Here is a 23,988-nt window from a genome sequence, read left to right on the forward strand (position 1 = left end):
TTGCCCGTAGCCCCCTCTCAGCACTCTCAGCCATCATTTTGTAATATCAGCAACCACCACCCATTACTAGGAGGAATACGAGATTATGATTAAAGCGACCGTTTATGTCACGATCAAGCAAAGCGTTTTAGATCCACAAGGAGTAGCTGTACAAGGAGCACTTCATTCTATGGGATTTGATGAAGTAGACAGTGTTCGTATCGGAAAATATCTAGAAATTAATTTAGATACAGATAATCGTGAAGAAGCAGTAGCAAAAGTCACTGAAATGTGCGAAAAGCTGCTTGCCAACACCGTTGTGGAACAATATCGCTTTGAATTGGAGGGCTGATTCATGAAATTCGCAGTACTCGTATTTCCCGGCTCCAACTGTGATATCGACTGCTACAAAGCAGTAGAAGACACCGTTGGACAACCCGTTGATTATGTATGGCACACAGCAACTGACTTGTCAGCTTATGATTGTATTTTAGTTCCAGGTGGTTTTTCTTACGGAGATTACTTGCGTTGTGGTGCGATTTCTAGATTTGCACCTGTTATGAATGAAGTCGCTAAAGCGGCAGAGCAAGGCAAATTTATTTTAGGGATTTGTAATGGATTCCAAATTTTGACGGAAGCAGGGCTTTTGCCAGGAACATTGCTTCGCAATACTTCATTAAAGTTCCGTTGTCATGATACGGTGCTTCGTGTGGAGAACAATGAAAATCCGTTTACCTCTCAATATGCAAAAGGACAAGAAATCAATATCCCGATTGCACATGGAGAAGGCAATTACTATTGTGATGACGCAACATTAAAAGAATTGCAAGATAACAAGCAAATTCTTTTTAAATATGTAAACAATCCTAATGGTTCGTTAGAGGACATTGCAGGAATTTCAAATAAACAAGGAAACGTAGTAGGAATGATGCCTCACCCTGAGCGTGCAGTCGATACACTGCTTGGATCAGAGGATGGAAAATTGATGTTTACTTCAATATTACAAGCTTGGAGGGATCGCCATGAGTCAGCAAGTATCCGCTAAGGAACCAACAGCAGAGCAAATTGCGGAGCAACAAATTTACAAACAAATGGGTGTTTCAGATAGCGAATATGATTTGATTTGTGGATTCCTTGGTCGCAAGCCCAACTACACTGAAATTGGTGTATTTAGCGTTATGTGGTCTGAGCATTGTGCTTACAAAAACTCGAAACCATTACTTCGTCGCTTCCCTGTAACAGGTGAACGTGTACTCATGGGACCAGGTGAAGGCGCAGGGATTGTGGATATTGGAGACAACCAAGCGGTTGTATTTAAAATCGAGAGTCACAACCATCCGTCCGCAGTGGAGCCGTACCAAGGTGCAGCGACAGGTGTGGGTGGAATCATTCGCGATATTTTCTCCATGGGAGCTAGACCAATTGCATCTCTTAACTCCCTTCGTTTTGGGAAACTAGATCAACCACGTACCAAATATTTGTTCGAGCATGTTGTATCTGGGATTGCAGGTTATGGGAACTGTATTGGGATTCCAACTGTAGGTGGCGAGGTTGTCTTTGATGAGAGCTATGAAGGGAATCCGCTAGTAAATGCGATGTGCGTAGGTTTAATCGATCATGATAAAATCCAACGTGGTGTGGCAAAAGGGGTAGGTAATCCTGTGTTTTACGTAGGTCCTCCTACTGGACGTGACGGTATTCATGGTGCAACCTTTGCCTCTGAAGAATTAACGGAAGAATCCGAAGCAAAACGTACAGCGGTACAGGTTGGTGATCCATTTATGGAGAAGCTGGTTATGGAAGCTTGTCTTGAATTAATTGATACAGGGATCGTACTCGGAATTCAAGATATGGGTGCTGCGGGCTTAACGTGCTCTAGCGCTGAAATGGCAAGTAAAGCAGGGAACGGTCTTGAGTTATATCTTGACCAAGTGCCACAACGTGAAGAAGGCATGACTGCCTATGAGATGATGTTGTCTGAATCACAAGAGCGCATGTTGTTTGTAGTTGAGCCAAAGGATGAAGCGCAAGCGAGAGAAATTTTTGAGCGTTGGGGTGTCATTTGTGCCAAGGTGGGTAAAGTAACGGACGATGGTCGCTTGAAGCTAATCCATCATGGTGAGGTTGTAGGCGACATGCCTGTTACTGCACTTGTAGATGAGTGCCCGATCTATAACAAACCATCAACAGTGCCTGCATACTATGAGCAAAATGCAACGGTAGATACTCTTCGTTATGACGAAGTTAAAGACCTTGGTACAGCACTTGAGCAAGTGTTATCTTCACCAACGGTAGCAAGCAAAGCATGGGTATATAACCAATATGACTACATGGTTCGTACGAGCACAGCGGTTGCGCCGGGTTCGGATGCAGCGGTTGTGACGATTCGTGGCACACGCAAGGCGCTGGCGATGACAACGGACTGTAACGGACGTTTTGTTTACCTTGATCCAGAGGTGGGCGGTAAAATTGCAGTTAGTGAAGCGGCTCGTAACATCGTCTGCTCTGGTGCAGAACCACTTGCGATTACAGATAATTTAAACTTTGGTAGCCCTGAGAAAAGTGATATTTTTTGGCAAATGGAAAAATCCGTTGACGGTATGGCAGAGGCTTGTCGTGTGTTAAGTACACCAGTTATCGGCGGTAACGTCAGCTTATATAACGAAAATGCAAAGGGTGCAATTTACCCGACTCCAGTTGTAGGTATGGTTGGACTTGTTCATGATGTTAATCATATTACGACACAAGGCTTTAAAAACGAAGGTGATGTCATTTTGGTATTGGGTGATACCTTGGCAGAGCTAGGTGGTTCTGAATTCCAAGCAGTTGTACATGGGGTAACAGAAGGTCGTCCACCACAAATTGATTTGGATACAGAAAAACGTCTACTTGAAGCTGTATTGGGTGCAATTCAACAAGGGCTTGTGCAGTCGGCTCATGATTTGGCAGAAGGTGGACTTGCTGTTGCACTTGCAGAGAGCTGTATTAGTGGCAATGTTGGCGCTAAGGTACAACTAGAAACTAGTCTTCGTCCTGATGTTGCTTTGTTCAGTGAAACTCAGTCCCGTATTTTGTTGTCCGCATCCCCATCGCAGGCAGCAGAGCTTGAACAATTTATTGCTTCCAGAGGTGTGCCAGTTGCTAACATTGGTGTAGTGACAGGGACAACACTAGAGGTACAAGTAAACGGTGCAGCTACATTGAACAGACCAGTTGCAGGCTTGAAGCAGGTCTGGGAGGATGTCATTCCATGTCTCATGAAGTAAAACACACGCTGTCTGATCAAGTAAAACATACGCTCTGGACTGGTGATTACTACAACGAAGGTACTGGGCGCGACGATATTTTTGATACGTTAAAAGAGGAGTGCGGCGTTTTTGGGGTGTTTGGTCACCCCGAAGCCGCTTCGTTGTCTTATTATGGACTACATGCCTTACAGCATCGTGGTGAAGAAAGTGCTGGAATGTGTGTATCGGATGGCGTAAATTTTAACTATCATCGGGAAATGGGCTTAGTAAAGGAAGTATTTGACCGTGATAAGCTTTCGTCTCTCCAAGGTAACCGTTCCATTGGTCATGTTCGTTATTCAACAAGCGGAGACAGCCGTGTTCAAAATGCACAACCGCTTATTTTCAAATATCGTGATGGTGATTTAGCTGTAGCGACAAATGGAAATATCGTAAATGCACCTAAAATTCGTCGTGAATTAGAGCAAAACGGTTCCATTTTTCAGACGACAAGTGATACAGAGGTCATTGCCCATTTAATTGCAAGATCATCTAAAGATTTTGTGGAAGCGGCAAAGGATGCACTTCGTCAGCTTGTAGGTGGCTTTGCTTTCTTGATTATGACTAACGACAAGCTCATTGTAGCAAGCGATCCTAACGGCTTACGCCCAATCTCACTAGGAAAACTTGGCGATGCTTATTTATTTTCATCGGAGACATGTGCATTTGAAGTGATAGGTGCCGAAACGATTCGAGATATTTTACCAGGTGAAATGTTAGTGCTCGACAAGGATGGGATGCGTGAAGATCGTTACACTGAAGCAGGTCGTAAAGCGTTGTGTGCGATGGAATACATCTATTTTGCACGTCCTGACAGTGAATTGAATGGCTCTAACTTACATTCTGCGCGTAAACGGATGGGGCAAATGCTAGCACAGGAATCATTTGTGAATGCAGATGTGGTCACAGGTGTGCCTGACTCCAGTATTTCCGCTGCAATCGGTTATGCCGAACAGACGGGGATTCCTTATGAACTTGGTTTAATCAAAAATAAGTATACAGGCAGAACCTTCATCCAACCGAGCCAAGAGCTACGAGAGCAAGGGGTAAAAATGAAGCTGAGCGCAGTACGTCGTGTCGTTGAAGGCAAACGGGTCGTCATGATTGATGATTCCATCGTGAGAGGCACAACCTCTCGTCGTATTGTAAATTTATTGCGAGAAGCAGGGGCAACTGAAGTGCATGTACGTATTACTTCACCGCCATTTAAAAATCCATGCTTTTATGGGATTGATACCCCAGATCGAGCGGAGCTCATCGCTTCTGCGAAAAGCATCGATGAGATTTGCAAAGAAATTAATGCAGATTCCTTGGTGTTTTTAAGTAATGAAGGCTTGATCGAAGCCGTGGGTGGAGAAAACAAGGGTGACTATAAAGGCGGCTTATGTATGGCTTGCTTCGATAATGAGTACCCAACCGAAACCCATTTTGATGGAGAAGAAAAATTTGGCTGTAGTTGTTAATGGGATGAAATAATAGTTCTTATTATAATGCTCATAGACACTCACTGCCATCAAGCATAATAACAGCACAATCAGTGTAACAGAGACTTGAATTTAAAATGAGTGGTTTTTATCTGAATGGATAAGAAGATTAATTAAAATAAGTACATGAAAATAAGCTAACTTAGCGAAGGGGCAGAGAGATGGTGGAGAAGCGAGAGCGTCCGCCTTTAAGATCACATTTTCATCAATTTAATAGTTGTTAAAAAGAAAATGGGAGCGTAACAGCGGTTGAAGCCACTCTCTGCACCGTAGCAACGTACAACAAAAATTGTCAGGTACTGATTACTAACATCTTCCTTATCAGTAGTAAGCACTCATTTTAATCAAGTCTCGATAATACTTTCAACCAACTAAAGGAGCGTGCCTTTCGTGTCAGAAGCGTATAAAAATGCCGGGGTAGATATTGCAGCAGGAAATGAAGCTGTAGAACGGATGAAAAGCCATGTCAAACGGACATTTAGACCTGAGGTCATGACAGATTTAGGAGGCTTTGGTGCTTTATTTGGACTAAACAACAAAAAGTACGAAGAGCCTGTACTTGTATCGGGAACCGATGGAGTAGGAACAAAGCTGAAAATCGCTTTTGCGATGGATAAGCACGATACGATTGGCATTGATGCTGTTGCGATGTGTGTAAATGATATCGTAGTGCAAGGGGCTGAACCTTTATTTTTCCTCGATTATCTAGCTTGCGATAAAGTAATTCCTGCGAAAATTGAAGCTATCGTAGCTGGGATCGCTGACGGATGCCAAGAGTCGGGTTGTGCCTTAATTGGTGGCGAAACTGCTGAAATGCCAGGCATGTATGCCGAAGGGGAATATGATATTGCGGGCTTTACAGTAGGTGTAGTTGATAAAAGTAAAATCGTGAATGGCAGTACAATTAGTGCTGGTGATGTTGTTATTGGGCTTGCTGCAAGTGGTGTGCATAGTAATGGATTTTCCCTTGTTCGTAAAACGTTGCTTGAGGATCATGGCTATAGCTTACACGATACTATTCCAGAGCTTAACAATGAAGTATTAGGTGAAGTGTTATTAACACCTACGAAGCTATATGTGAAGCCAGTTTTGGCTTTGCTTGAGCAGGTAAACGTAAAAGGGATGGCACATATTACAGGTGGCGGTTTTATCGAAAATATACCACGGGTATTGCCCCAGGGTGTAAATGTTAATGTAGACTATGGCACATGGCCAATTCTACCTATTTTCTCTTTACTTCAACAAAAGGGAAATGTAAGCAACAAGGATATGTTTACGACCTTTAATATGGGAATTGGACTTGTTATTGTCGTCGCTGAAAATGAAGTAGATAAAGCGCTTGAAGTGTTAACTAATGCGGGTGAAACGCCATATGTGATCGGCAAAGTGACAGAAGGAAATCGTGAAGTGTCCTTCACAGGGATTGAAATATAATGGGTTCTCGTTACAAAATTGCCGTGTTTGCTTCAGGAAGTGGCAGTAATTTTCAAAACATTGTGAATGCTGTGGTAGAGGGTAATATTCGCGGCGAGGTAAGCTTGCTAGTTAGCAATAAACCAAATTCACGCGTAGTGGAGCGAGCACGCCAAGCAAATATAGATAGCTTTGTTTTTAATCCAAAGGATTATAAAGATCGTAGTGAATATGAATTAGAAATTGTGGCGGAGCTTGAGCGTAGAGAGATTGATTTAATTGTTTTAGCGGGATATATGCTCTTAGTGACCCCTGTGTTAGTAGAGCGTTATGCAGGGAAAATGATTAACATTCACCCATCCTTGTTGCCTTCTTTTCCAGGGCTAAATGCAATTGGACAAGCATTTGATTATGGTGTGAAGCTAACCGGAGTGACTGTTCATTTTGTTGATGGCGGGATGGATACTGGAGCGATTATTGCCCAAGAGGCGGTTGTGATTGAAGACGAAGATACGTTGCCGTCATTGGAATCAAAAATTCGTAGCATTGAAACGACATTGTATCCTAAAGTGGTGTCATGGTTTGCGGATGGACGAGTAACCTTGGATGGGCGTAAAGTCACGATAAAATAAGTGAGTAGTTAACGCCATAAAATAGTATTAAAACAGTGAATTTGTCTATCGTTGCAACTGATTTCGCAGTGATAAGTATTTATGAGAGCAAAAAGTAGTCCATTTCGATATTTCTCGGGAAATAAATCATTTTAAATCAAAATAATAGATTAAATTAGATTTTTTAGGGAGGCGTTTGTCGCGTGGCAATCAAAAGAGCATTAGTAAGTGTATCAGATAAAACAGGTATCGTTGAATTTTGTCGTGGTCTAGCAGAACTAGGTGTAGAGGTCATTTCTACAGGAGGAACAAAAAACTTGCTTGCAAAAGAAGGCGTGCCTGTGATCGGCATTTCTGATGTTACAGGTTTTCCTGAAATTTTAGATGGTCGTGTTAAAACGCTACACCCTGCGGTTCATAGTGGACTACTTGCCATTCGAGATAGCGAAGAGCATCAAAATCAGATGAAGGAGCTAGGGCTTGATTACATCGATCTAGTTGTTGTTAACCTGTACCCTTTCCAAGAAACAATTGCAAAACCGGGCGTAGCCTATGAGGATGCGATTGAAAATATTGATATTGGTGGGCCAACGATGTTGCGTTCTGCGGCTAAAAACCATGCTTTTGTTAGTGTTGTGGTGGATGCGGCAGATTATGGCAAGGTGCTTGAGGAAATCAAAGCGGACGGCGATACGACTTTAAATACACGTAAAGCATTAGCGGCAAAGGTGTTCCGTCATACTGCCTCTTATGATGCATTAATCTCTGATTATTTGTCACAAGTTAACGGTGATCCCCTACCTGAACGTTACACAGTTACGTATGAAAAAATACAAGATTTGCGTTATGGTGAAAACCCTCACCAAAAAGCGGCATTTTATCGTAAGCCGTTAGCGGCACAAGATACACTTAGCAATGCGAAGCAATTACACGGTAAGGAGTTGTCTTACAACAACATTAATGATGCAAATGCGGCGCTTCAAATCGTGAAGGAATTTACAGAGCCTGCTGTAGTTGCAGTTAAGCACATGAATCCATGTGGTGTAGGTGTTGGTGCAAGTGTATTAGAAGCTTTTGAAAAAGCATATGCTGCTGATCCTGTCTCTATTTTTGGTGGTATCGTAGCGGCAAACCGTATTGTGGATGAAGATACTGCAAACTTGCTTAAAGATATTTTTTTGGAAATTGTCATCGCACCAGGTTTTACGGAGGAAGCATTAGCAGTCTTAACCAAAAAGAAAAATATTCGTCTACTTGAAATGGGAAATTTACAAGCAGGAGTGGATCGTCAGTCGCAATTTGTTGTGACTTCAATCGATGGTGGCATGATTGTACAAGAAAACGACATTCATTCGATTCAAGCGGAAGATTTAAAGGTTGTTACCGATCGTCAGCCGACTGAGGAAGAGTTGAAGCAGCTTTTATTTGGATGGAAAATAGTGAAGCATGTCAAATCAAATGCGATTTTATTAGCTAAAAACAATATGACCATCGGTGTTGGCGCAGGACAAATGAACCGTGTAGGTGCAGCGAAAATTGCGATCGAGCAAGCTGGAGCAGAAGCTACAGGAAGTGTAATGGCTTCCGATGCCTTTTTCCCAATGAGTGACACGGTGGAAGCGGCGGCAAAAGCAGGAATTACTGCGATTATTCAACCGGGTGGCTCCATTAAGGATGAAGAATCGATTGCGATGGCTAATCAGCATGGGATTGCTATGGTGTTCACAGGCGTGAGACATTTCAAGCATTAAGCTAACCTGTAGGCAGGCAGGAAGGCGCTTATTAGCGCCTTTTTTCGCAGGTATGATTGATCATAAGGAGGCGCTTATGGATATTTTGGTGGTTGGTGGCGGTGGACGTGAACATGCGATCTGCTGGGCTTTATCTAAGAGCCCTAAAGCAAATACGATTTATTGTGCACCGGGAAATGCAGGAATCGCGGAAGTTGCTACCTTGGTTCCAATTCAAGTAAAAGAGTTTGATAAGCTTGTGGAATTTGCACAAGAAAAAAGGATTGGCTTAGTTGTAATTGGTCCCGATGATCCTTTAGTTGAAGGGATTGTAGACCACTTTGAGGCCGCAGGTATTCCTGTGTTTGGTCCTCGCAAAAATGCAGCTTATATTGAAGGTAGCAAAACCTTTATGAAGGATTTATTGAAGAAATACAACATTCCAACGGCAGCTTATGAAAAGTTCGACCAGTATGAGGAAGCTTTAGCTTATTTACGTACAAGACCTGTGCCAGTTGTCATTAAAGCAGATGGTTTGGCAGCGGGCAAAGGAGTTACGGTCGCTTTTACAATGGAGGAAGCTGAACAAGCCTTATCCAATATTATGATTGATAAAGTATTTGGTGAGTCTGGAAGTCAAGTCGTGATCGAAGAGTTTTTAGAGGGACAAGAAATGTCCATCTTAGCCTTTGTGGATGGGGAAACGGTTCGTCCCATGGTAGCGGCGCAAGACCACAAGCAAGTGTATGACGAGGATAAAGGTCCAAATACAGGAGGGATGGGGACATATTCCCCACTTCCGCACATTTCCGATTTCATTATTGAAGAAGCAGTTAAGACCATTATCGAGCCTACAGCAAAAGCAATGGTTGCAGAAGGTCGACCATTTAGAGGAGTACTATTTGCTGGTCTGATGATCTCGCCAGATGGCACACCTAAAACGATTGAATTTAATGCGCGTTTTGGTGATCCAGAAACACAGGTTGTTTTGCCAAGATTACAAAGTGACTTAGTAGATATTTTCTTAGCTGCCATCAATGGTACATTAGATCAGGTTGAAATTAAATGGAGTAAAGAAGCCGCAGTGTGCGTCGTATTAGCCTCAGGTGGTTACCCTGCTTCCTATCCAACAGGTGTTCCGATTAAAGGACTCGAAGCTGTAAAGGAAGCTTATCCAGCTAGTTTAGTGTTCCACGCGGGTACAGCTAAAAATGATGTGGGTGAGTTTGTAACTAACGGTGGACGCGTGCTAGGCGTCGTAGGATTAGGTGTGGACATCACAGCCGCACGCGAGCAGGCGTATCAGATTGCCAAGGAAATTAACTTTGAGGGCAAGCACCAGCGTAGTGATATTGCGTTGAAGGCGTTGGTGTAAAAGGAAAAGAAGAGAAAGTAAGGAAAAGACTAAGACTACTTATAATCACATTTTGCTGTTTTTAGGCTATGTGGTTATAGTAGTTTTTTTCCATCCGCTTTATTTCTCCGTTTAACATCTCCACAAAACTCCCTTATAATAAAAGTAGTTGTGTTAGTCAGGGGGAAAAGGGAAGTGCCAGTTACATTAGGAATACATCATATTACTGCAATGGTGAATGATGTTCAGGAAACGGTAGATTTTTACGCAGGGATGCTTGGATTAAGACTTGTGAAGCGGACGGTTCATTATGATGCACCTGATGTGTATCATTTATTTTTTGGGAATGAGGAAGGTAGTCCGGGTACGATCATTAGTTTTTTGCCACAGGAGCAGGTCACCCAAGGCATGTTAGGTGGTGGACAGGTTGGGATGACCGTTTTTGCTGTCCCTGTTGGTAGTTTGTTGTTTTGGCGAAAGCGGTTAGCATCGTTTGAAATTAAAATCATGGAAAATACACGCTTTGGCGAGCAATATATTACCTTTACAGATAATTCTGGACTTATTATTGAGATCGTTGAACGTGAGCAAGGTCCAGTGAGCTGGTGGTCTACTAGTGGTATTCCACAGGAGCATGCCATTAAAGGCTTAGGTGGCGTGATGCTGTTTAGTAAAAATAGTGAAGCAACAAGTGAAGTGTTAACCTCGATTTTAGGCTTGCAGCTAATTGGCGAGGAAGAAGGGGTTATTCGTTTTTATGCAGAAGGTGAATTAGGAAATGTGATCGATCTCAATGTGGAAAACATGCCTGCGGGTAGATTTGGGGCAGGTGTTGTTCATCATTTGGCATGGCGAGCAAGTAATCAATATGAGCAAGAGGATTTTTGTGCTATGATTGAGCATAATCATTTGCAATACACTGGCATTGAGGATCAGGTTTATTTTAAAGCGATGTACTTTAGGGAGCCAGGTGGTTTGTTGTTTCAAATTGCCTCAGAGCAACCAGGCTTTACCTGTGATCAAGAGGTTGGTGACCTAGGGAAGGAACTTATGTTACCTGAAGAGCTAGAAATAAAGAGAGCCTCGATTGTAAGGAGGCTTCATCCCTTTGTACTTAAGGAATTATAATTGACTGTACAGTATGGGCAATATAGCAATAAATCATATACAGCATAAAAAGTGAGGGAGTCAGAGAAGATGAGTCAGACTGGACATGTTACGGTAGGAATGGAAGATATCATTAAGGCACATCATGTGCTTAAAGAGGTTGTAAAGCGTACTCCCTTGCAATTGGATGCGACGTTGTCAGCAAAATATAACTGTAAAGTGTATTTAAAGCGTGAGGATTTGCAGGTGGTACGTTCCTTTAAAATTAGAGGGGCATACAACATGATTCGGAGTCTAACGCCAGAAGAATTGGCAAAAGGCATTGTATGTGCGAGCGCGGGAAATCATGCCCAAGGTGTTGCATTATCCTGTCATGCTCTTGGTATTCAGGGAGCAATTTATATGCCAAGTACAACTCCTAATCAAAAGGTGAAGCAGGTAAAACGTTTTGGTCAGCAAAATGTAGAAGTGATTTTAACTGGAGATACGTTTGATGATGCTTATGCGGAGGCGATGAAGGCGTGTGATGAAGGGGGCAAAGCCTTTATTCATCCGTTTGACGATCCTAAAATTGTGGCGGGCAACGGCACGATTGCGATGGAAGTTATGGAGAGCTTAGAAGGTTCGGCGGATTATGTATTTGTGACGATTGGCGGGGGTGGACTAGCTTCTGGTGTTGGACGTTACATGAAAACAATGAGTCCTTCAACCAAAGTAATTGGTGTAGAGCCTGAAGGTGCGGCTTCCATGACGGAAGCTTTGAAACAGAAACAGGTAGTTACCCTTGATCAAATAGATAAGTTTGTTGATGGTGCGGCTGTTAAGCGTGTAGGACAGTTGAATTACGAAATTTGCAAGGAAACATTAGATGAAGTTGTGACTGTACCTGAAGGAAAAGCATGTACAACGATTTTGGAATTGTATAATGATAGTGCGATCGTTGTTGAGCCTGCGGGTGCATTGCCTGTCTCTGCGCTAGACCAATTTAAGGAGCAGATCGAAGGTAAAACAGTCGTATGCGTCATTAGTGGAGGCAATAACGACATCGATCGGATGCAGGAAATGAAGGAGCGTTCTCTTATTTACGAGGGGCTTAAACATTATTTTGTCGTTAATTTCCCACAACGTGCAGGGGCGCTTCGTGAGTTTTTGGAGAAGGTGCTTGGTCCTAACGATGATATTGCAAGGTTTGAATATACGAAAAAGCACAATAAGGAAAATGGTCCTGCACTGGTTGGCATTGAGCTTTCATGTAAGGATGACTATGCTGCGCTAATTAAGCGAATGGAGAAATACGGTGTTGCTTATACAGAGCTGAACCGTGACTTGAACTTATTTAACTTATTAATTTAGTTGAAATTAAAGGTTCTGCTTATAAAATTTGATTTTAAGAGACAATCTTTAGAATCTCCCTGTCTCTTCGCTAGTTTGGGTTAATGTCAAGTACTGATGTAACAAAAAACCAATACAGACAGCTTATTATGGGGTCAGTCCCTTTAGATAAGACAGTCGTATTGGTTTTTTTAATTAATAGGTAAGTTAAAACCATTTATTATTCATTTTTTACGCCTGTGACTACAGTTGCAGAACCTAGGTTGGAAGGAGCCATAACATATGTTTTTGCCTTCCTATGTTTCTTTCTATGTTCAAACCACTCTGAAGCTAATATCCCTGTTATAACGAGTAATGCTCCGAAATAGCCTTGTAGCGTTAATCGCTCACCAGCAAAGCTATAAGCAAATATTGCGGCAAATAACGGCTCTAAGGCGTACATAATCCCAAGCTGAACAGGCTTAATATATTGTAATGCTATAGATTGAGCGATAAAGCAAAACGCACCACATATGACACTGAGCGCTAATATAGCCACCCACCCATCCAATGTCTGAGGTAAGGTTGGAGACTCAAATAGCAATGAGAAGATAAGCCCGTAAATCGCTGTAAAGCCTAATGATAAAAGCCCTACAGAAATCGAATCTGTCTTCTTCACCACTTCCCCCGATACTAAAATATACAACGCATTAAGTATCCCACCAGCGATACATAAAATGTCACCGGGATGCATGCTTAACTCATTGTTTAAGGTAAGCAGTGCAATACCAGCAATGGCTAATACAACACCAAATAGTTTACTTTGCTCTAATTTCTTATGAAACATAATCCTATTTAAGAGAGGTGTAAAAATAACGGTAAGGCCTACTAAAAAACCTGCATTGGAGGTGCTAGTTGTCTTTAAACCAAATAAAATAGTGGCTACGACGCCAAATAAGATCATTCCTAGTAATGCGCTATACCGGAGCGTTTGCTTGTTAAAATGTAGTCTGAGACGTCTCCAGAAGACAACACTAGCAATTAGAAAAGCGAGACTAAACCGTAGAGCAATGAGGTTAAATTCACCCATAGATTCTAGTCCCATCTTCATAAATAAGTAGGACGATCCCCATCCAAGTGTTACGAGCAATACAAGTAAACTAGCTTTGTTAGCATTCAACTTTCATACGCATCCTTTAAGCAATATAGTGTGTGGAAGTGTAGAGTGATAAGATGCGCTCTTCATTTTCCTTAAACAGTATACTTTAATTTTCTTCACCTGAATATTGATTTTTTTATGTTATTCACTTTACAATATCAACATACTAGTGTACTATCTAACTATAACAGTAATACTAATGAGGTGAAGGTATGAAAAAACAGTTAGAGTTTGGGAAGTTATCAAGTGATTCAAACCATTTGAAGCTTGTGAATAATGCCAATGATGGACATCGAAATGGTGCTATTGATATTAATAATGTTAATAATGTAAATGATCATCATCATGCTAATCATGCAGATATCGTGCTTGAAGTGGATCAGTTATCGAAGCAAATTGGGAAACGTAAAATTGTGGATCGTTTGACTTTTCAGATCAGGAAGGGACAGATTGTTGGTTTGTTAGGTCCAAATGGGGCGGGGAAAACAACGACGATTCGAATGATGGCTGGTTTAATTGGAATGACTGAAGGGGATGTACGCATTCATGGTCATAGTGTACGGAACTCATTTTTAAAAGCAATTTCTTATGTTGGAGGAATTATTGAAAATCCTGAGTTTTATAGCTATATGTCAGGGTATGATAATTTGAAGCAATATCAGCGCATGAGTCCAGGGGTGACAGAGTTAAGAATCAAGGAAGTTTTGAAATTAATGGGACTTGAGGATGCGATGCATAAGAAAGTAAAGACGTATTCCTTGGGAATGCGCCAGCGGTTGGGAATTGCCCAAGCTTTACTCCATAAACCGTCTATTCTTATTTTGGATGAACCTACGAATGGTTTAGATCCTGCTGGAATTCGTGAAATGAGAGACTATTTGAAAAAAGCGGCAAAGGAAGAAGGACTTGCGGTGTTAGTCTCCAGCCACCTTTTGTCAGAAATCGAACTTATGTGTAATGAGGTTGTTGTAATTCAGCAAGGAAAGCTGGTTACGGTGAAGCAGTTAGGTGAAGCAGCTCAAGTAAGGGAAGATGTTAAGCTAAGCTTACGTGTAGATCAGTTAGTAAATACAAAAACATTAATTGATTGTGCTCAAAATATGACAGTGCTACAGGTTGACCCAGAGCATGGTGAACTCATGATTCAAATGCAAGATGCTGAAATTCCTAAGCTTGTTCATTTGCTTGCGGCGCAAGGGATTGGCATTTATCGAATTCAAGAAAGTCGGGAAACGTTGGAAGATGAGTTCCTGAAATGGACTGGAGGTGAGATGCATGTCTAATTTTAACAACTTAGTCATTAATGAATGGCTCAAATTATTTAAAAAGCGTAGCTTCTTTATTCCATATGCGATAGTGACTGTCATTGTAGGCATTGTGTCTTATTTTATAGTGGGCAAACAGCTTGATTTTCATTTTTATATGAGTAGTGCCTTTTCAAAACAAACCTTTGGCACGTTTTTAACGATGTTAACTATTATTGGGACTGCAGGCATTGTGGCGTCAGAATATAGCTCTGGCACGATTAAATTTTTGTTAATTCGCACGCAAAGTCGTACCAAAATTTTAGCTTCAAAATATGTCACTGTGTTGCTTTATATGTTTTCTATATATGCATTTGCATTTGGCTTAACGTTGGCATCGGCATTTCTATTTACAAACTATAATACAAGTTCAGTACAATGGAGTACACTCGGAAGTACGATAGGTTATGCGTTAGTCTATACATTAGTTTATACGACAATCGCCTTTATGGTCGGCATTTTAACACGCTCTTCAGCAGCTACGATAGGGTTAGGTATTTCTTTAATTGCTTTCGAAGGTTTATTTTTACTCCTATTGTCCAAATATGAAATCTCTAAATTTTTTATCCTGACGAACTTAGATTTAAGTATGTATAAAGAAGGCGCCAGACCCGTTTTTGCTGGGATGTCACTGAATTTCTCCTTATTAATAATATTTGTATATCTTGTCTTGTTTCTTGCTGCAAGCTTTGTTACGTTTAAAAAACGTGATGTTTCGTAATGGGAGCATTACACAAGGAAAGGAGCAAGCTGCATTGTGAGTATGGAATTTGATAATAACCTACCGATTTATTTGCAAATTATGAACAAAATTAAACGAGATATTGTAACGGGCACCTTAAAAGCCGGAGATAAAATTCCTTCTGTTAGAGAGTTAGCAGTAGAGCTACAAATTAATCCAAATACGATTCAGCGAACATTTCAGGAGTTGGAGCGTGAGCAAATTGTGGAGACAAGAAGAGGATTAGGAAGATATGTAACAAGTGAGGAAGATAAAATCATGAATATTAAAAAAGAAATGGCGAGTGAATTGTTAGAGGGTTTTATTCATGGCATGAAGGACTTGGGCTTTTCGGAGCAAGAGATTGTGAAGCTTGTTTCAGAAAGTACGGCGGAGGATCGTTAAGAGAAGATAGTGTCGGTCAGAGATAGGTACTGATGAGATTGCTACAAACAGAAATGCGGGATAAACTCGCAAAGATTCGACTATTGAAAAACTGAAAAATTGAACCATTAATTTATTAGGAAAAATGAGAAATGAAGGATTCTCTGAAGAGGGGGATAAAAATGGCAGAGCATTTGTTAGAGCTAAAAAATATAAGCAAAAAGTATCGGGGCAAAAACGCCTTATCTGACGTCAACTTAGGCATTGGAGCAGGTAAAATTGTTGGACTGCTTGGTACAAATGGCAGCGGGAAAAGCACGCTTATGAAAATAGTAGCAGGTCTGATTCAACCTTCCAACGGGTCTGCTTATGCAAATGGAGTTAAGGTAGGGCTAGAAACCAAATCAAGCATTTCATTTATGCCTGACCACCCGTTAACAGAACCGTGGATGAGAGTAAAGGATGCCATCGCATTTTACGACGATTTTTATGAGGATTTTAATAAAGAAAAGGCAGCCAATATGCTTGAATTCATGAATTTAAATTTAATGGATAAGGTGAGTACACTATCTAAAGGGATGAATGAGCGTTTACAACTTACGTTGGCGATGTCTAGAGATGCGAAGCTATATTTGCTTGATGAACCCATTGGTGGCGTTGACCCGATCGCTAGGGACAAGATTTTGGATGCGATCCTTGAGTTTTATAACGAAGAGAGTAGCATGATTATTTCCACACATTTAGTGAAGGATATTGAGCGGATTTTTGATGAGGTTGTATTTATTCGTGAAGGCAGTATTGTCATGCAAGAGGAAGTAGAGAGCTTACGACTTAAGCATGGTAAAAGTGTGGATGATATGTTCAAGGAGGTATTTGCATAAAATGCTTAAGCTATTGAAATATGACCTTAAACGTAATCTAAATACATTTGCGAGTCTATTTGCATTACTTATCATTTTGCAGGGTGCAGTGACAATCATCGGAAATACACGTCATTGGGATGATGTGATTATCGTATTTCTTATCATGATGTTATATGCGCTAACTGGGGCGATGCTAGGGATTATGAGTGTGAATACGTATCGCAAAAATATTAAGTCATACAGCCGAAGACTTGTGCCAAAAAGACCGATCTGGCATGTGATATCTAGCTTAATATTAGGACTCGCTGCTGAGTTTGTATTGCTAATTATTATGCTTATCCATACTCTAATATATTTAAGCTATGTTGGCGACTTAAGCCGAGTGTTTAATTCCATTTCTATATCATTTTCGGGTGGCGTATCGATTGGAATACAATTTATTTTATTTTTTACCTTTTTGTATTGCGCTATTGTGTTATCAACTACAATCGCAGCAAGTATGAAAGGAAAAGTCGGTGTATGGGTAGGGATTGGTGCATTTTTCGTGATTCAAATCATTTTGTACAAATTAGAAATGATGATTCTTTCTGCCTTAGGACTTGATAGTGACTCCCCATTCCTTTTTATAAGAGATTCTGAACTAGTAGGTACTACCACTCGCGCTGTGTTTACTATTGATGGTCAATTTAGTGGAAGCTTGGCTTCGGTTATTATAGAATTTTTCTTCATAGCTGGCATGTTGTATGCGACATCTTGGTTACTTCGCCACAAGGAGCAGATTTAATCAGGAACGTTGAGGTGAGAAACAGAAAAGGAGATTATTAAATTATGATTTTTAGTAATTCCAAATGGATAAGTAGTAAAATTATTGTTTGTTCTATTTTAAGTATTTCGTTGCTGTCTTCACCTTTGGTTGTTTCTGCAAGCCCAAGGGATCAGCTACAGGGAGCACAAGATCAGAACCAAGTCACACAACAAGCTACTTCACAAGCTACACAAGAACTAGGAAAAGCACAACAGACGTCACAAGATAAAGACAAAGCTTCATCAGAATGGTGGCAGAAAAATGCCCATCCCATTCCAATAACTGAGGCTAACGAAGCGGTTGATTTTAGCTTTCTCAAGCCGATTTTGCAAGATAAAAGAGTTGTAAGCCTTGGAGAAAACTTTCATCGTGTGAAGGAATATAGCAGTGTGAAGGTTGCGATGATTAAGTACCTCCATGAGGAGCTTGGTTATGATGTTATTGCATTTGAATCGGGCATGGCAGATGCTGCGGTTGTATCTGAAAATGCCACTCAGCTAGATGCAGATGTAATGATGGGTAGCTCTATTTTCCCTGTATGGCATTCAGAAGAAACTTTGGAGTTGTTCCAGTATATCAAGGAGCAAGCTAAAGGCGATCATCCGTTGTACTTAGCAGGTTATGATATGCAATTTACTAGTTACGTTTTAACTAATATTATTAGTAAGACCATAGCTAAGGTGGATGAGCAGCAAGCAAAGAGTTATATGGATACGGACTTGCAGGCTATACAAGAGCTATATGCAATTCTTAATAAAAACGGTGCGTTAGAGCAAAGTTCAAATAAGCAAGCTTACATTAAGGAAGCTAAAAAGTTAATTAACAAATATGTACCAGAGTACAAAAAAAGTATTAAATTTATGAAGGATCACCATAAGCAGTTATCTGCCTTGTATCCTGATAATCCACATATGATTAATATCATGATTCGATCGATGTATGACCGTATTTCCTTTTTACGTATGATCACTTTAGAAGATAAGCCGTCTTATGAATTCCGTGATCAATTAATGTTCAACAATCTCCAATATTTAATGAACACCGTTTATAAGGACAAAAAATTCATACTATGGGCACATAACGATCATTTATCTAAAAATACATCTAAAGGCGAAATATTGGAGCAAGGAAAATGGACCACTAGCTTTAACAGTTTGGGAGAACGATTGCATAATCAACTTCAAGATCAATTGTATGTGGTTGGGCTTTTTATGAATCAGGGAGCTAGCGTTGCGATTACTTCCATGACGCCATTTAAGATTGAGCCTCGTCCTACGGGTAGTCTTGAACATACGATGATGCAAAGTGGATATGACAATACATTTGTAGATTTGTCTGCACATAAGCAAAAGGATGCACTTAATGCTTGGATGTTTGAGCCGATTTATGCATCTGAGGATGGGTTAACGGCTGAGGTCATTAGTTCAAATGTGATGCGATTTGTACCAAAGGAACAATTTGATGGGATTATTGTTGTAAATCAGGTTTCAGCACCTACCCCGCTTAAAGAAAATGCTGAAAGTGATCATAAATAGGTAGATAATATGGCGCAATATAATAATCAGTCCTTGACAATCTTTGGGGTGGGAGGCTACGTAGCAGAGAGTGGTTTCAACCGCTGTTAAAGTCCTACTTTTTTATATAACTTATCTTGAAGTGATAAAAGTGGGACTTTAAATGCGGACGCTATCGCTAGAAATAAATATAAAATTAGATATGAAAAGTTTAGATCGTAGATATTGGATGTTCCACTATTAAAAATATTGTGTTATAATTGGACCAATTGGTCTAGTTATGGGGGCGTATGTATGAACCGGGTACGTTCAGATGGAGAAGAAACAAAGCGAAGAATTTTGGATAAAACTTCTCAGTTAGTGATTCAAAAGGGCTATAGTATCTTTACGATGAACGAGGTATGTGAAGCTGCAAAGGTCAGCAAGGGGAGTCTATATCACCATTTCCCAAGCAAAGAGGAGCTATTCCTTTATGTCATTAAGGATGACACGTTGCGTTGGCTTGATGAATGGAATCAAATGAAAACCAGCTTTGCAAACATTGAAGAAAAGTGGTTTGGATTTGCTCAATATTATGCTAGTGATTTTCAAAATCCATTGCTTCGTGAAATCGAAAATTTCGAACGTGGACGAGAAATAAGTGAAGATGTTAAACAACGTCTATTCGAAATTTGTTATTTAGGTTCACAGGCTTGTCGTGAGCTCGTTGAAGAAGCGCTGGAGGAAAAATACTTTCCGCCTAACGAGGTTGAGTATTATGTGGTATTAATTACTGCGATGCTTGAAGGGATTGGTAAGGTGAACGAAATGACAAGGGCTAATATGTCGCTTTCTCAATTGCAGCAGCAATATAGGCAAGCTTTGTCTGTATTATTAAATGGAATTCGCGCCGGAGCTTCTTAACGGCGTTTCTTTTTAAGTTTAAGTAGACCGTCTAGTCAGTCCAATTAGCAATTTATTAATGGGGGAATAGAAATTTATGTCTTTACTTCGTAGAAATCGAGGCGCATTACTGCTCCTCATGCTTAATATTTTTATCGCATTTATGGGAATAGGGTTAGTGATTCCGATTATGCCAAGCTTTATGAATGAGCTTCACATCAGTGGTCAAATTGTTGGCTTGCTAGTTGCGGCCTTTTCATTAACGCAATTTTTGGTGTCCCCATGGTCTGGTCGATTATCTGACCAAATTGGTCGTAAAAAGATGATGATTATCGGTTTACTCATTTTTGCACTTTCCGAATTTGTGTTTGGATTAGCTAATGATGCTTGGTTGTTGTTTATTGCAAGGTTCCTTGGGGGAGCCGGTGCGGCATTTATTATGCCCGCGGTTATGGCCTATGTTGCGGATATAACGACTGGGGAAGAGCGTGCTCAAGGGATGGGCTTTATCAACGCTGCAATTACGACAGGCTTTATTATTGGGCCTGGAATTGGTGGATATATAGCGGAGTTTGGTATTCGTGTTCCGTTTTATTTTGCAGGTGTAGCAGGTATTGTGGCTGCTTTAATTACGATCTTTATTTTGCCTGAATCGCTTACTGTGGCAAAGAGAGAGGAGATTAGAGCAAATTCAAATACAACTCGTGAAAGTGAAAGCTTATTTTCTCAGTTAATACGTTCGTATCGTGAACCTTATTTTATTAGCCTTGTGATCGTTTTTGTTATGGCGTTTGGTTTGGCTGAATATGAAACTGTGTTTGGGTTGTTTGTGGATCATAAATTTGGTTTTACTCCCACAGATATTGCGTTTGTTATTACTTTTGGCTCAATTAGTGGTGCCGTAGTGCAGCTTACCATATTTAGTTGGTTGCTTAATAAATTCGGGGAGCACAAGGTAATTGCAACCTGCCTACTAGTAGCTGGCTTATTTATTTGCTTAACTTTATTTGTAAGTGGTTTTTGGATGATTGTCGCTGTGACTTTTACCGTATTTTTAGCAATCGATATTTTAAGACCTGCTGTCGGAACACAAATGTCGAGAATGGCAGGAGAAAATCAAGGTTTCGTGGCGGGCATGAATTCAGCGTATACGAGCTTAGGTAACATTATTGGACCAATTATCGCTGGAGGTTTATTTGATATCGATATTAATTTACCTTATGTTGTGGCGGCTACAGTCCTATTGTTATGCTTTGTGTTAGCATTATACAGTCGTAAAGTGATGGTTAAGCTTCAGGCCGGCGCGAAAAACGGATAATATAGAGATTTAACCTAGTTAGAGATGTAAGAGATATATAAAATATACCCCTAGCTACTTTAAATTCTGAAAAGAGTTTGCAGTAGTTAGGGGTTTTTTTTGAGGTGTATGTCATTAAAATTAGTGGTTGACAATACTCCAAACAGCGGAGGGACAGGGGGATTCTGGAGAAGTGAAACGTTCATCTCTTAAATCCAGATTTCAACCATCAAGCTGTCATAAAATAATAAGAAATCTGGTTTTAACATGATCGCAAGAACCCTATGTTAGTTATTTAAAACGGAAAAAAATACGAAAGCCTAAAAGTCCCACAAGGAATATCATTAGACATGCCCATGGTGTAAGGGTAAAGGTTGGTAACCATGCTGATAGGTAGTAACCTACGCCAGCAAAAATGACTGCTATTCCGATGTAGGTTCCTAAAGCTTTTAGATTAAATGGCTTTATTGCTGGAGTCTGAGCAAGCTCACCCTCTTCATTTTCTTCCACAGGTTGCTCCAAAAATTTAGTGACCACTAATATAAGCAACACGGAAATCCCACAAATCATAAATAAAAATGAAGTGCTAATCGAAATTAAACCTCCATCATTTCGCCATTTATTTAAGAAACCCATCCCAGTATACATTGCAAATAAAATAGTTAATGCTGCCCAAGGGATCATTAAATAAAATTTGATTTTATCCTTTAGCGTTCGAGGCTTACGCTGTTCAACATCTGCTAGTAATGTTTTAGCAAATTGCTCAAAATGAGTACCGTATAAATCTGTGGCTAATTTACCCTTGGCTTGATATTTTACGATTTCTTTACCAATGCTTAAAATTAAACTCTCGCGTCGTTGCGGTGTAACACTGCTTTCTGCGTTCCGAATATATTCAGAAATCGTATTAAATTGTTCGACATTTTCTGGAGACATTTTTTCTGTGATTAATGTGATCTTATCTTGCATGGACATGGATTGAGACATACAGGCTTCGCTCCTAATTGACTTTATTATGGCTTATTGCACTAGCAGTAGTATAATGCAGGGTTTATATCATTACAAGGTTACAAGGGGATACAAGCCAATGAAAGTAAATACATACGACAATACGATTCAATACAAGACATATCAAGACAAGACTATCAAGACAAGACTATCAAGATGAACCAGACAACTCCAACACAGGTACAGTTCAAAATACAAGATAGCTCAAAATAGGTACAATGTTGTATACGCAAGGTGGTGAGATAGTAAAGGAAAGAATAAAAACATTAACTTACTCCAACACTAAGAAGAGGCTGAAATGAAGGATTGTGCAGTTTCTTTAACTTAGAAAGGAGTAAATAAAATGGAGCAACCAAACAATGAAGCTACTCGCCGCTTTTTGTTAAATAGTCATTGCAGAGGTGAAGTTGAACAATTAGTGACCCAAGAGGAAGAGATTGAAGCTGAGAGTGATACTGAGTTTAGTGGGGACTTAGGGGAAGATGGAAAAGAAGACGTAGGCTTAACGAAACAATATTTTTTGGAATATTATGAGTGAATTGACACCTCCCTATTCAGGATGATAAACTACTTATAACTAATTCACATTAAATTTATCGGATTAATTATAATAGAGTCCTGTTAGGGAGGAAAAAAGTATGGAACGGCATATTGTGATTGCACATAAGGAAGAACAAATTACAGCTAGTATTCATTATCCTACTAACAAGAGACATACTGAAAGACGTTGTAAGGCACGTGTTCCTCTCGTTATCATTTGCCATGGCTTTGTAGGGAGTCGGATTGGTGTAAATCGTCTGTTTGTCGAGTCAGCAAGAAGTCTAGCAGCAGAGGGAAGCTTAGTTGTTCGGTTTGATTATATAGGTTGTGGCGAAAGCAGTGGCTCCTACGGGGAGCATAGTGTGGATTCTATGATTGCGCAAACTAAATCGGTCATCGATTATGGACTAGGGATTGATGACATCGATCCTACACAGGTTTCCCTAATAGGTCATAGCCTTGGGGGGATGATTGCCTTACTCACAGCGGCACGAGATAAACGTGTTAAAAACTTAGTGCTGTGGTCATCGGTTGGTTATCCGTTTAACGATATTGTTAAAATCACAGGCAGAGATGTATATGACCAAGCGATAAAAAAGGGCAGTGCAGATTATTTAGGGTATCATTTAACTCCTACTTTTTTTGAGTCTTTAGGGATGTACCAGCCGCTACAAGAAGCGCTAAAGTTTGCTGGAGATGTATTGGTTGTTCACGGCACAGCAGATGAGGACATTCCAGTTGATTATGCATTTTTGTATCAAAAAGTATTATGGATGCGTCAAGAGGGACGTTGTGATAAAGAGATTATTTTCCAAGGCGATCATACTTATTCGGCTGCAGAACATCGTACTCAATTGATTAATAAAACAAAATCGTGGTTAGGTGGGCTGGAGTCGGTGCAGAGTGAGTGGCAAAATTGGATGATTTAGTTTAGGGTCTAAATGCGTAATTAGTGGTTGACAACGATGGAGATGGTTGCTACGAAACAGAGGGTTGCTACGAGCGCTGTTAAAGTCCAATTGTTTCTGAATAATTATGTATAGGTACAATTGGACTTTAAAGGCGCACATTTCATTTCTCCGCAATCCCTCTGTTCCTTCGCTAGTCTGGGCTAGTTGTCACCCACTAATTATAAGATTTAGCGCCTAAACTGGGGGGAACAACAGTTTAGAAAAACAGTTTAGGTTATGCTTACGCAGGAAAGATTACCTCGGCACTTCGCTAGAGGTGAAACC

General features: G+C 40.4%; 22 protein-coding genes. 20 read left to right on the plus strand and 2 right to left on the minus strand.

The window, feature by feature from the left end; translation table 11 throughout:
- Positions 1-85: 85 nt before the first annotated feature.
- From purS to ilvA, 10 genes are all read left to right on the plus strand, one after another.
- Positions 86-331 (plus strand): phosphoribosylformylglycinamidine synthase subunit PurS, encoded by a 246-nt coding sequence (gene purS, locus ABE099_RS00705; protein WP_430026657.1) that lies wholly within the window; start codon positions 86-88, stop codon positions 329-331.
- 3 nt (positions 332-334) lie between these two features.
- Positions 335-1,024, plus strand: coding sequence for a phosphoribosylformylglycinamidine synthase subunit PurQ (gene purQ / locus ABE099_RS00710; protein WP_430026658.1), 690 nt, complete (start codon positions 335-337; stop codon positions 1,022-1,024).
- Positions 1,002-3,245 (plus strand): phosphoribosylformylglycinamidine synthase subunit PurL, encoded by a 2,244-nt coding sequence (purL, locus tag ABE099_RS00715; RefSeq protein ID WP_430026660.1) that lies wholly within the window; start codon positions 1,002-1,004, stop codon positions 3,243-3,245. The genes purQ and purL overlap by 23 nt, the downstream gene beginning before the upstream one ends.
- Positions 3,230-4,729 (plus strand): amidophosphoribosyltransferase, encoded by a 1,500-nt coding sequence (gene purF, locus ABE099_RS00720; protein WP_430026662.1) that lies wholly within the window; start codon positions 3,230-3,232, stop codon positions 4,727-4,729. Before purL ends, purF begins: the two co-directional genes overlap by 16 nt.
- A 411-nt stretch (positions 4,730-5,140) precedes the next feature.
- On the plus strand, positions 5,141-6,184 hold the full coding sequence (purM, locus tag ABE099_RS00725; protein WP_430026664.1) for a phosphoribosylformylglycinamidine cyclo-ligase: 1,044 nt from the start codon (positions 5,141-5,143) through the stop codon (positions 6,182-6,184).
- The gene (purN, locus tag ABE099_RS00730; RefSeq protein ID WP_430026665.1) at positions 6,184-6,795 is read left to right on the plus strand and encodes a phosphoribosylglycinamide formyltransferase; all 612 of its coding nucleotides are present in this window, start codon (positions 6,184-6,186) and stop codon (positions 6,793-6,795) included. The genes purM and purN overlap by 1 nt, the downstream gene beginning before the upstream one ends.
- A gap of 182 nt (positions 6,796-6,977) precedes the next feature.
- A complete protein-coding gene (purH, locus tag ABE099_RS00735) occupies positions 6,978-8,525 on the plus strand; it encodes a bifunctional phosphoribosylaminoimidazolecarboxamide formyltransferase/IMP cyclohydrolase (RefSeq protein ID WP_430026666.1) in 1,548 nt (515 codons plus the stop codon).
- A gap of 76 nt (positions 8,526-8,601) precedes the next feature.
- Positions 8,602-9,879 carry a phosphoribosylamine--glycine ligase gene (gene purD, locus ABE099_RS00740; protein WP_430026807.1) on the plus strand — a complete coding sequence of 426 codons (1,278 nt, stop codon included), beginning with the start codon at positions 8,602-8,604 and terminating at the stop codon, positions 9,877-9,879.
- Positions 9,880-10,053: 174 nt separating this feature from the next.
- Positions 10,054-10,986, plus strand: a complete 933-nt coding sequence (locus ABE099_RS00745; protein WP_430026667.1) for a VOC family protein — start codon at positions 10,054-10,056, stop codon at positions 10,984-10,986.
- Positions 10,987-11,055: 69 nt separating this feature from the next.
- Positions 11,056-12,318, plus strand: coding sequence for a threonine ammonia-lyase IlvA (ilvA, locus tag ABE099_RS00750; RefSeq protein ID WP_430026668.1), 1,263 nt, complete (start codon positions 11,056-11,058; stop codon positions 12,316-12,318).
- A gap of 199 nt (positions 12,319-12,517) precedes the next feature.
- On the opposite strand, the gene ABE099_RS00755 is transcribed toward ilvA, so the two are convergent.
- Positions 12,518-13,456 (minus strand): DMT family transporter, encoded by a 939-nt coding sequence (locus ABE099_RS00755; RefSeq protein WP_430026669.1) that lies wholly within the window; start codon positions 13,454-13,456, stop codon positions 12,518-12,520.
- Positions 13,457-13,647: 191 nt separating this feature from the next.
- Between ABE099_RS00755 and ABE099_RS00760 the strand changes: the two genes are divergently transcribed.
- The 8 genes from ABE099_RS00760 to ABE099_RS00795 all read left to right on the plus strand — a co-directional run bounded on the left by ABE099_RS00760 (position 13,648) and on the right by ABE099_RS00795 (position 21,226).
- The gene (locus ABE099_RS00760; RefSeq protein ID WP_430026670.1) at positions 13,648-14,718 is read left to right on the plus strand and encodes an ABC transporter ATP-binding protein; all 1,071 of its coding nucleotides are present in this window, start codon (positions 13,648-13,650) and stop codon (positions 14,716-14,718) included.
- Entirely contained in the window at positions 14,711-15,460 is a 750-nt protein-coding gene (locus tag ABE099_RS00765; RefSeq protein WP_430026671.1) for an ABC transporter permease, read from the plus strand. The genes ABE099_RS00760 and ABE099_RS00765 overlap by 8 nt, the downstream gene beginning before the upstream one ends.
- Before the next feature lie 36 nt (positions 15,461-15,496).
- Entirely contained in the window at positions 15,497-15,865 is a 369-nt protein-coding gene (locus tag ABE099_RS00770; RefSeq protein ID WP_430026672.1) for a GntR family transcriptional regulator, read from the plus strand.
- A gap of 161 nt (positions 15,866-16,026) precedes the next feature.
- Positions 16,027-16,725 (plus strand): ABC transporter ATP-binding protein, encoded by a 699-nt coding sequence (locus ABE099_RS00775; protein ID WP_430026673.1) that lies wholly within the window; start codon positions 16,027-16,029, stop codon positions 16,723-16,725.
- A gap of 1 nt (position 16,726) precedes the next feature.
- Positions 16,727-17,491, plus strand: coding sequence for a hypothetical protein (locus ABE099_RS00780; protein WP_430026674.1), 765 nt, complete (start codon positions 16,727-16,729; stop codon positions 17,489-17,491).
- A 44-nt stretch (positions 17,492-17,535) separates the two neighbouring features.
- Positions 17,536-19,047, plus strand: coding sequence for an erythromycin esterase family protein (locus ABE099_RS00785; protein ID WP_430026675.1), 1,512 nt, complete (start codon positions 17,536-17,538; stop codon positions 19,045-19,047).
- Between the two features lie 273 nt (positions 19,048-19,320).
- On the plus strand, positions 19,321-19,929 hold the full coding sequence (locus tag ABE099_RS00790; protein ID WP_430026676.1) for a TetR/AcrR family transcriptional regulator: 609 nt from the start codon (positions 19,321-19,323) through the stop codon (positions 19,927-19,929).
- Between the two features lie 76 nt (positions 19,930-20,005).
- Complete coding sequence (locus ABE099_RS00795; protein ID WP_430026677.1) at positions 20,006-21,226, plus strand: MFS transporter; 1,221 nt, start codon at positions 20,006-20,008, stop codon at positions 21,224-21,226.
- A gap of 270 nt (positions 21,227-21,496) precedes the next feature.
- Here ABE099_RS00795 and ABE099_RS00800 read toward each other — a convergent pair whose 3' ends face one another.
- Positions 21,497-22,192 (minus strand): DUF1129 family protein, encoded by a 696-nt coding sequence (locus ABE099_RS00800; protein WP_430026678.1) that lies wholly within the window; start codon positions 22,190-22,192, stop codon positions 21,497-21,499.
- A 364-nt stretch (positions 22,193-22,556) separates the two neighbouring features.
- Between ABE099_RS00800 and ABE099_RS00805 the strand changes: the two genes are divergently transcribed.
- On the plus strand, positions 22,557-22,751 hold the full coding sequence (locus tag ABE099_RS00805) for a hypothetical protein (protein ID WP_430026679.1): 195 nt from the start codon (positions 22,557-22,559) through the stop codon (positions 22,749-22,751).
- Between the two features lie 100 nt (positions 22,752-22,851).
- On the plus strand, positions 22,852-23,682 hold the full coding sequence (locus tag ABE099_RS00810) for an alpha/beta hydrolase family protein (protein ID WP_430026680.1): 831 nt from the start codon (positions 22,852-22,854) through the stop codon (positions 23,680-23,682).
- Positions 23,683-23,988 lie beyond the last annotated feature (306 nt).

The organism is Paenibacillus turicensis, assembly GCF_050461185.1.
In the GTDB taxonomy this organism is placed as follows: domain Bacteria; phylum Bacillota; class Bacilli; order Paenibacillales; family Paenibacillaceae; genus Fontibacillus; species Fontibacillus turicensis_A.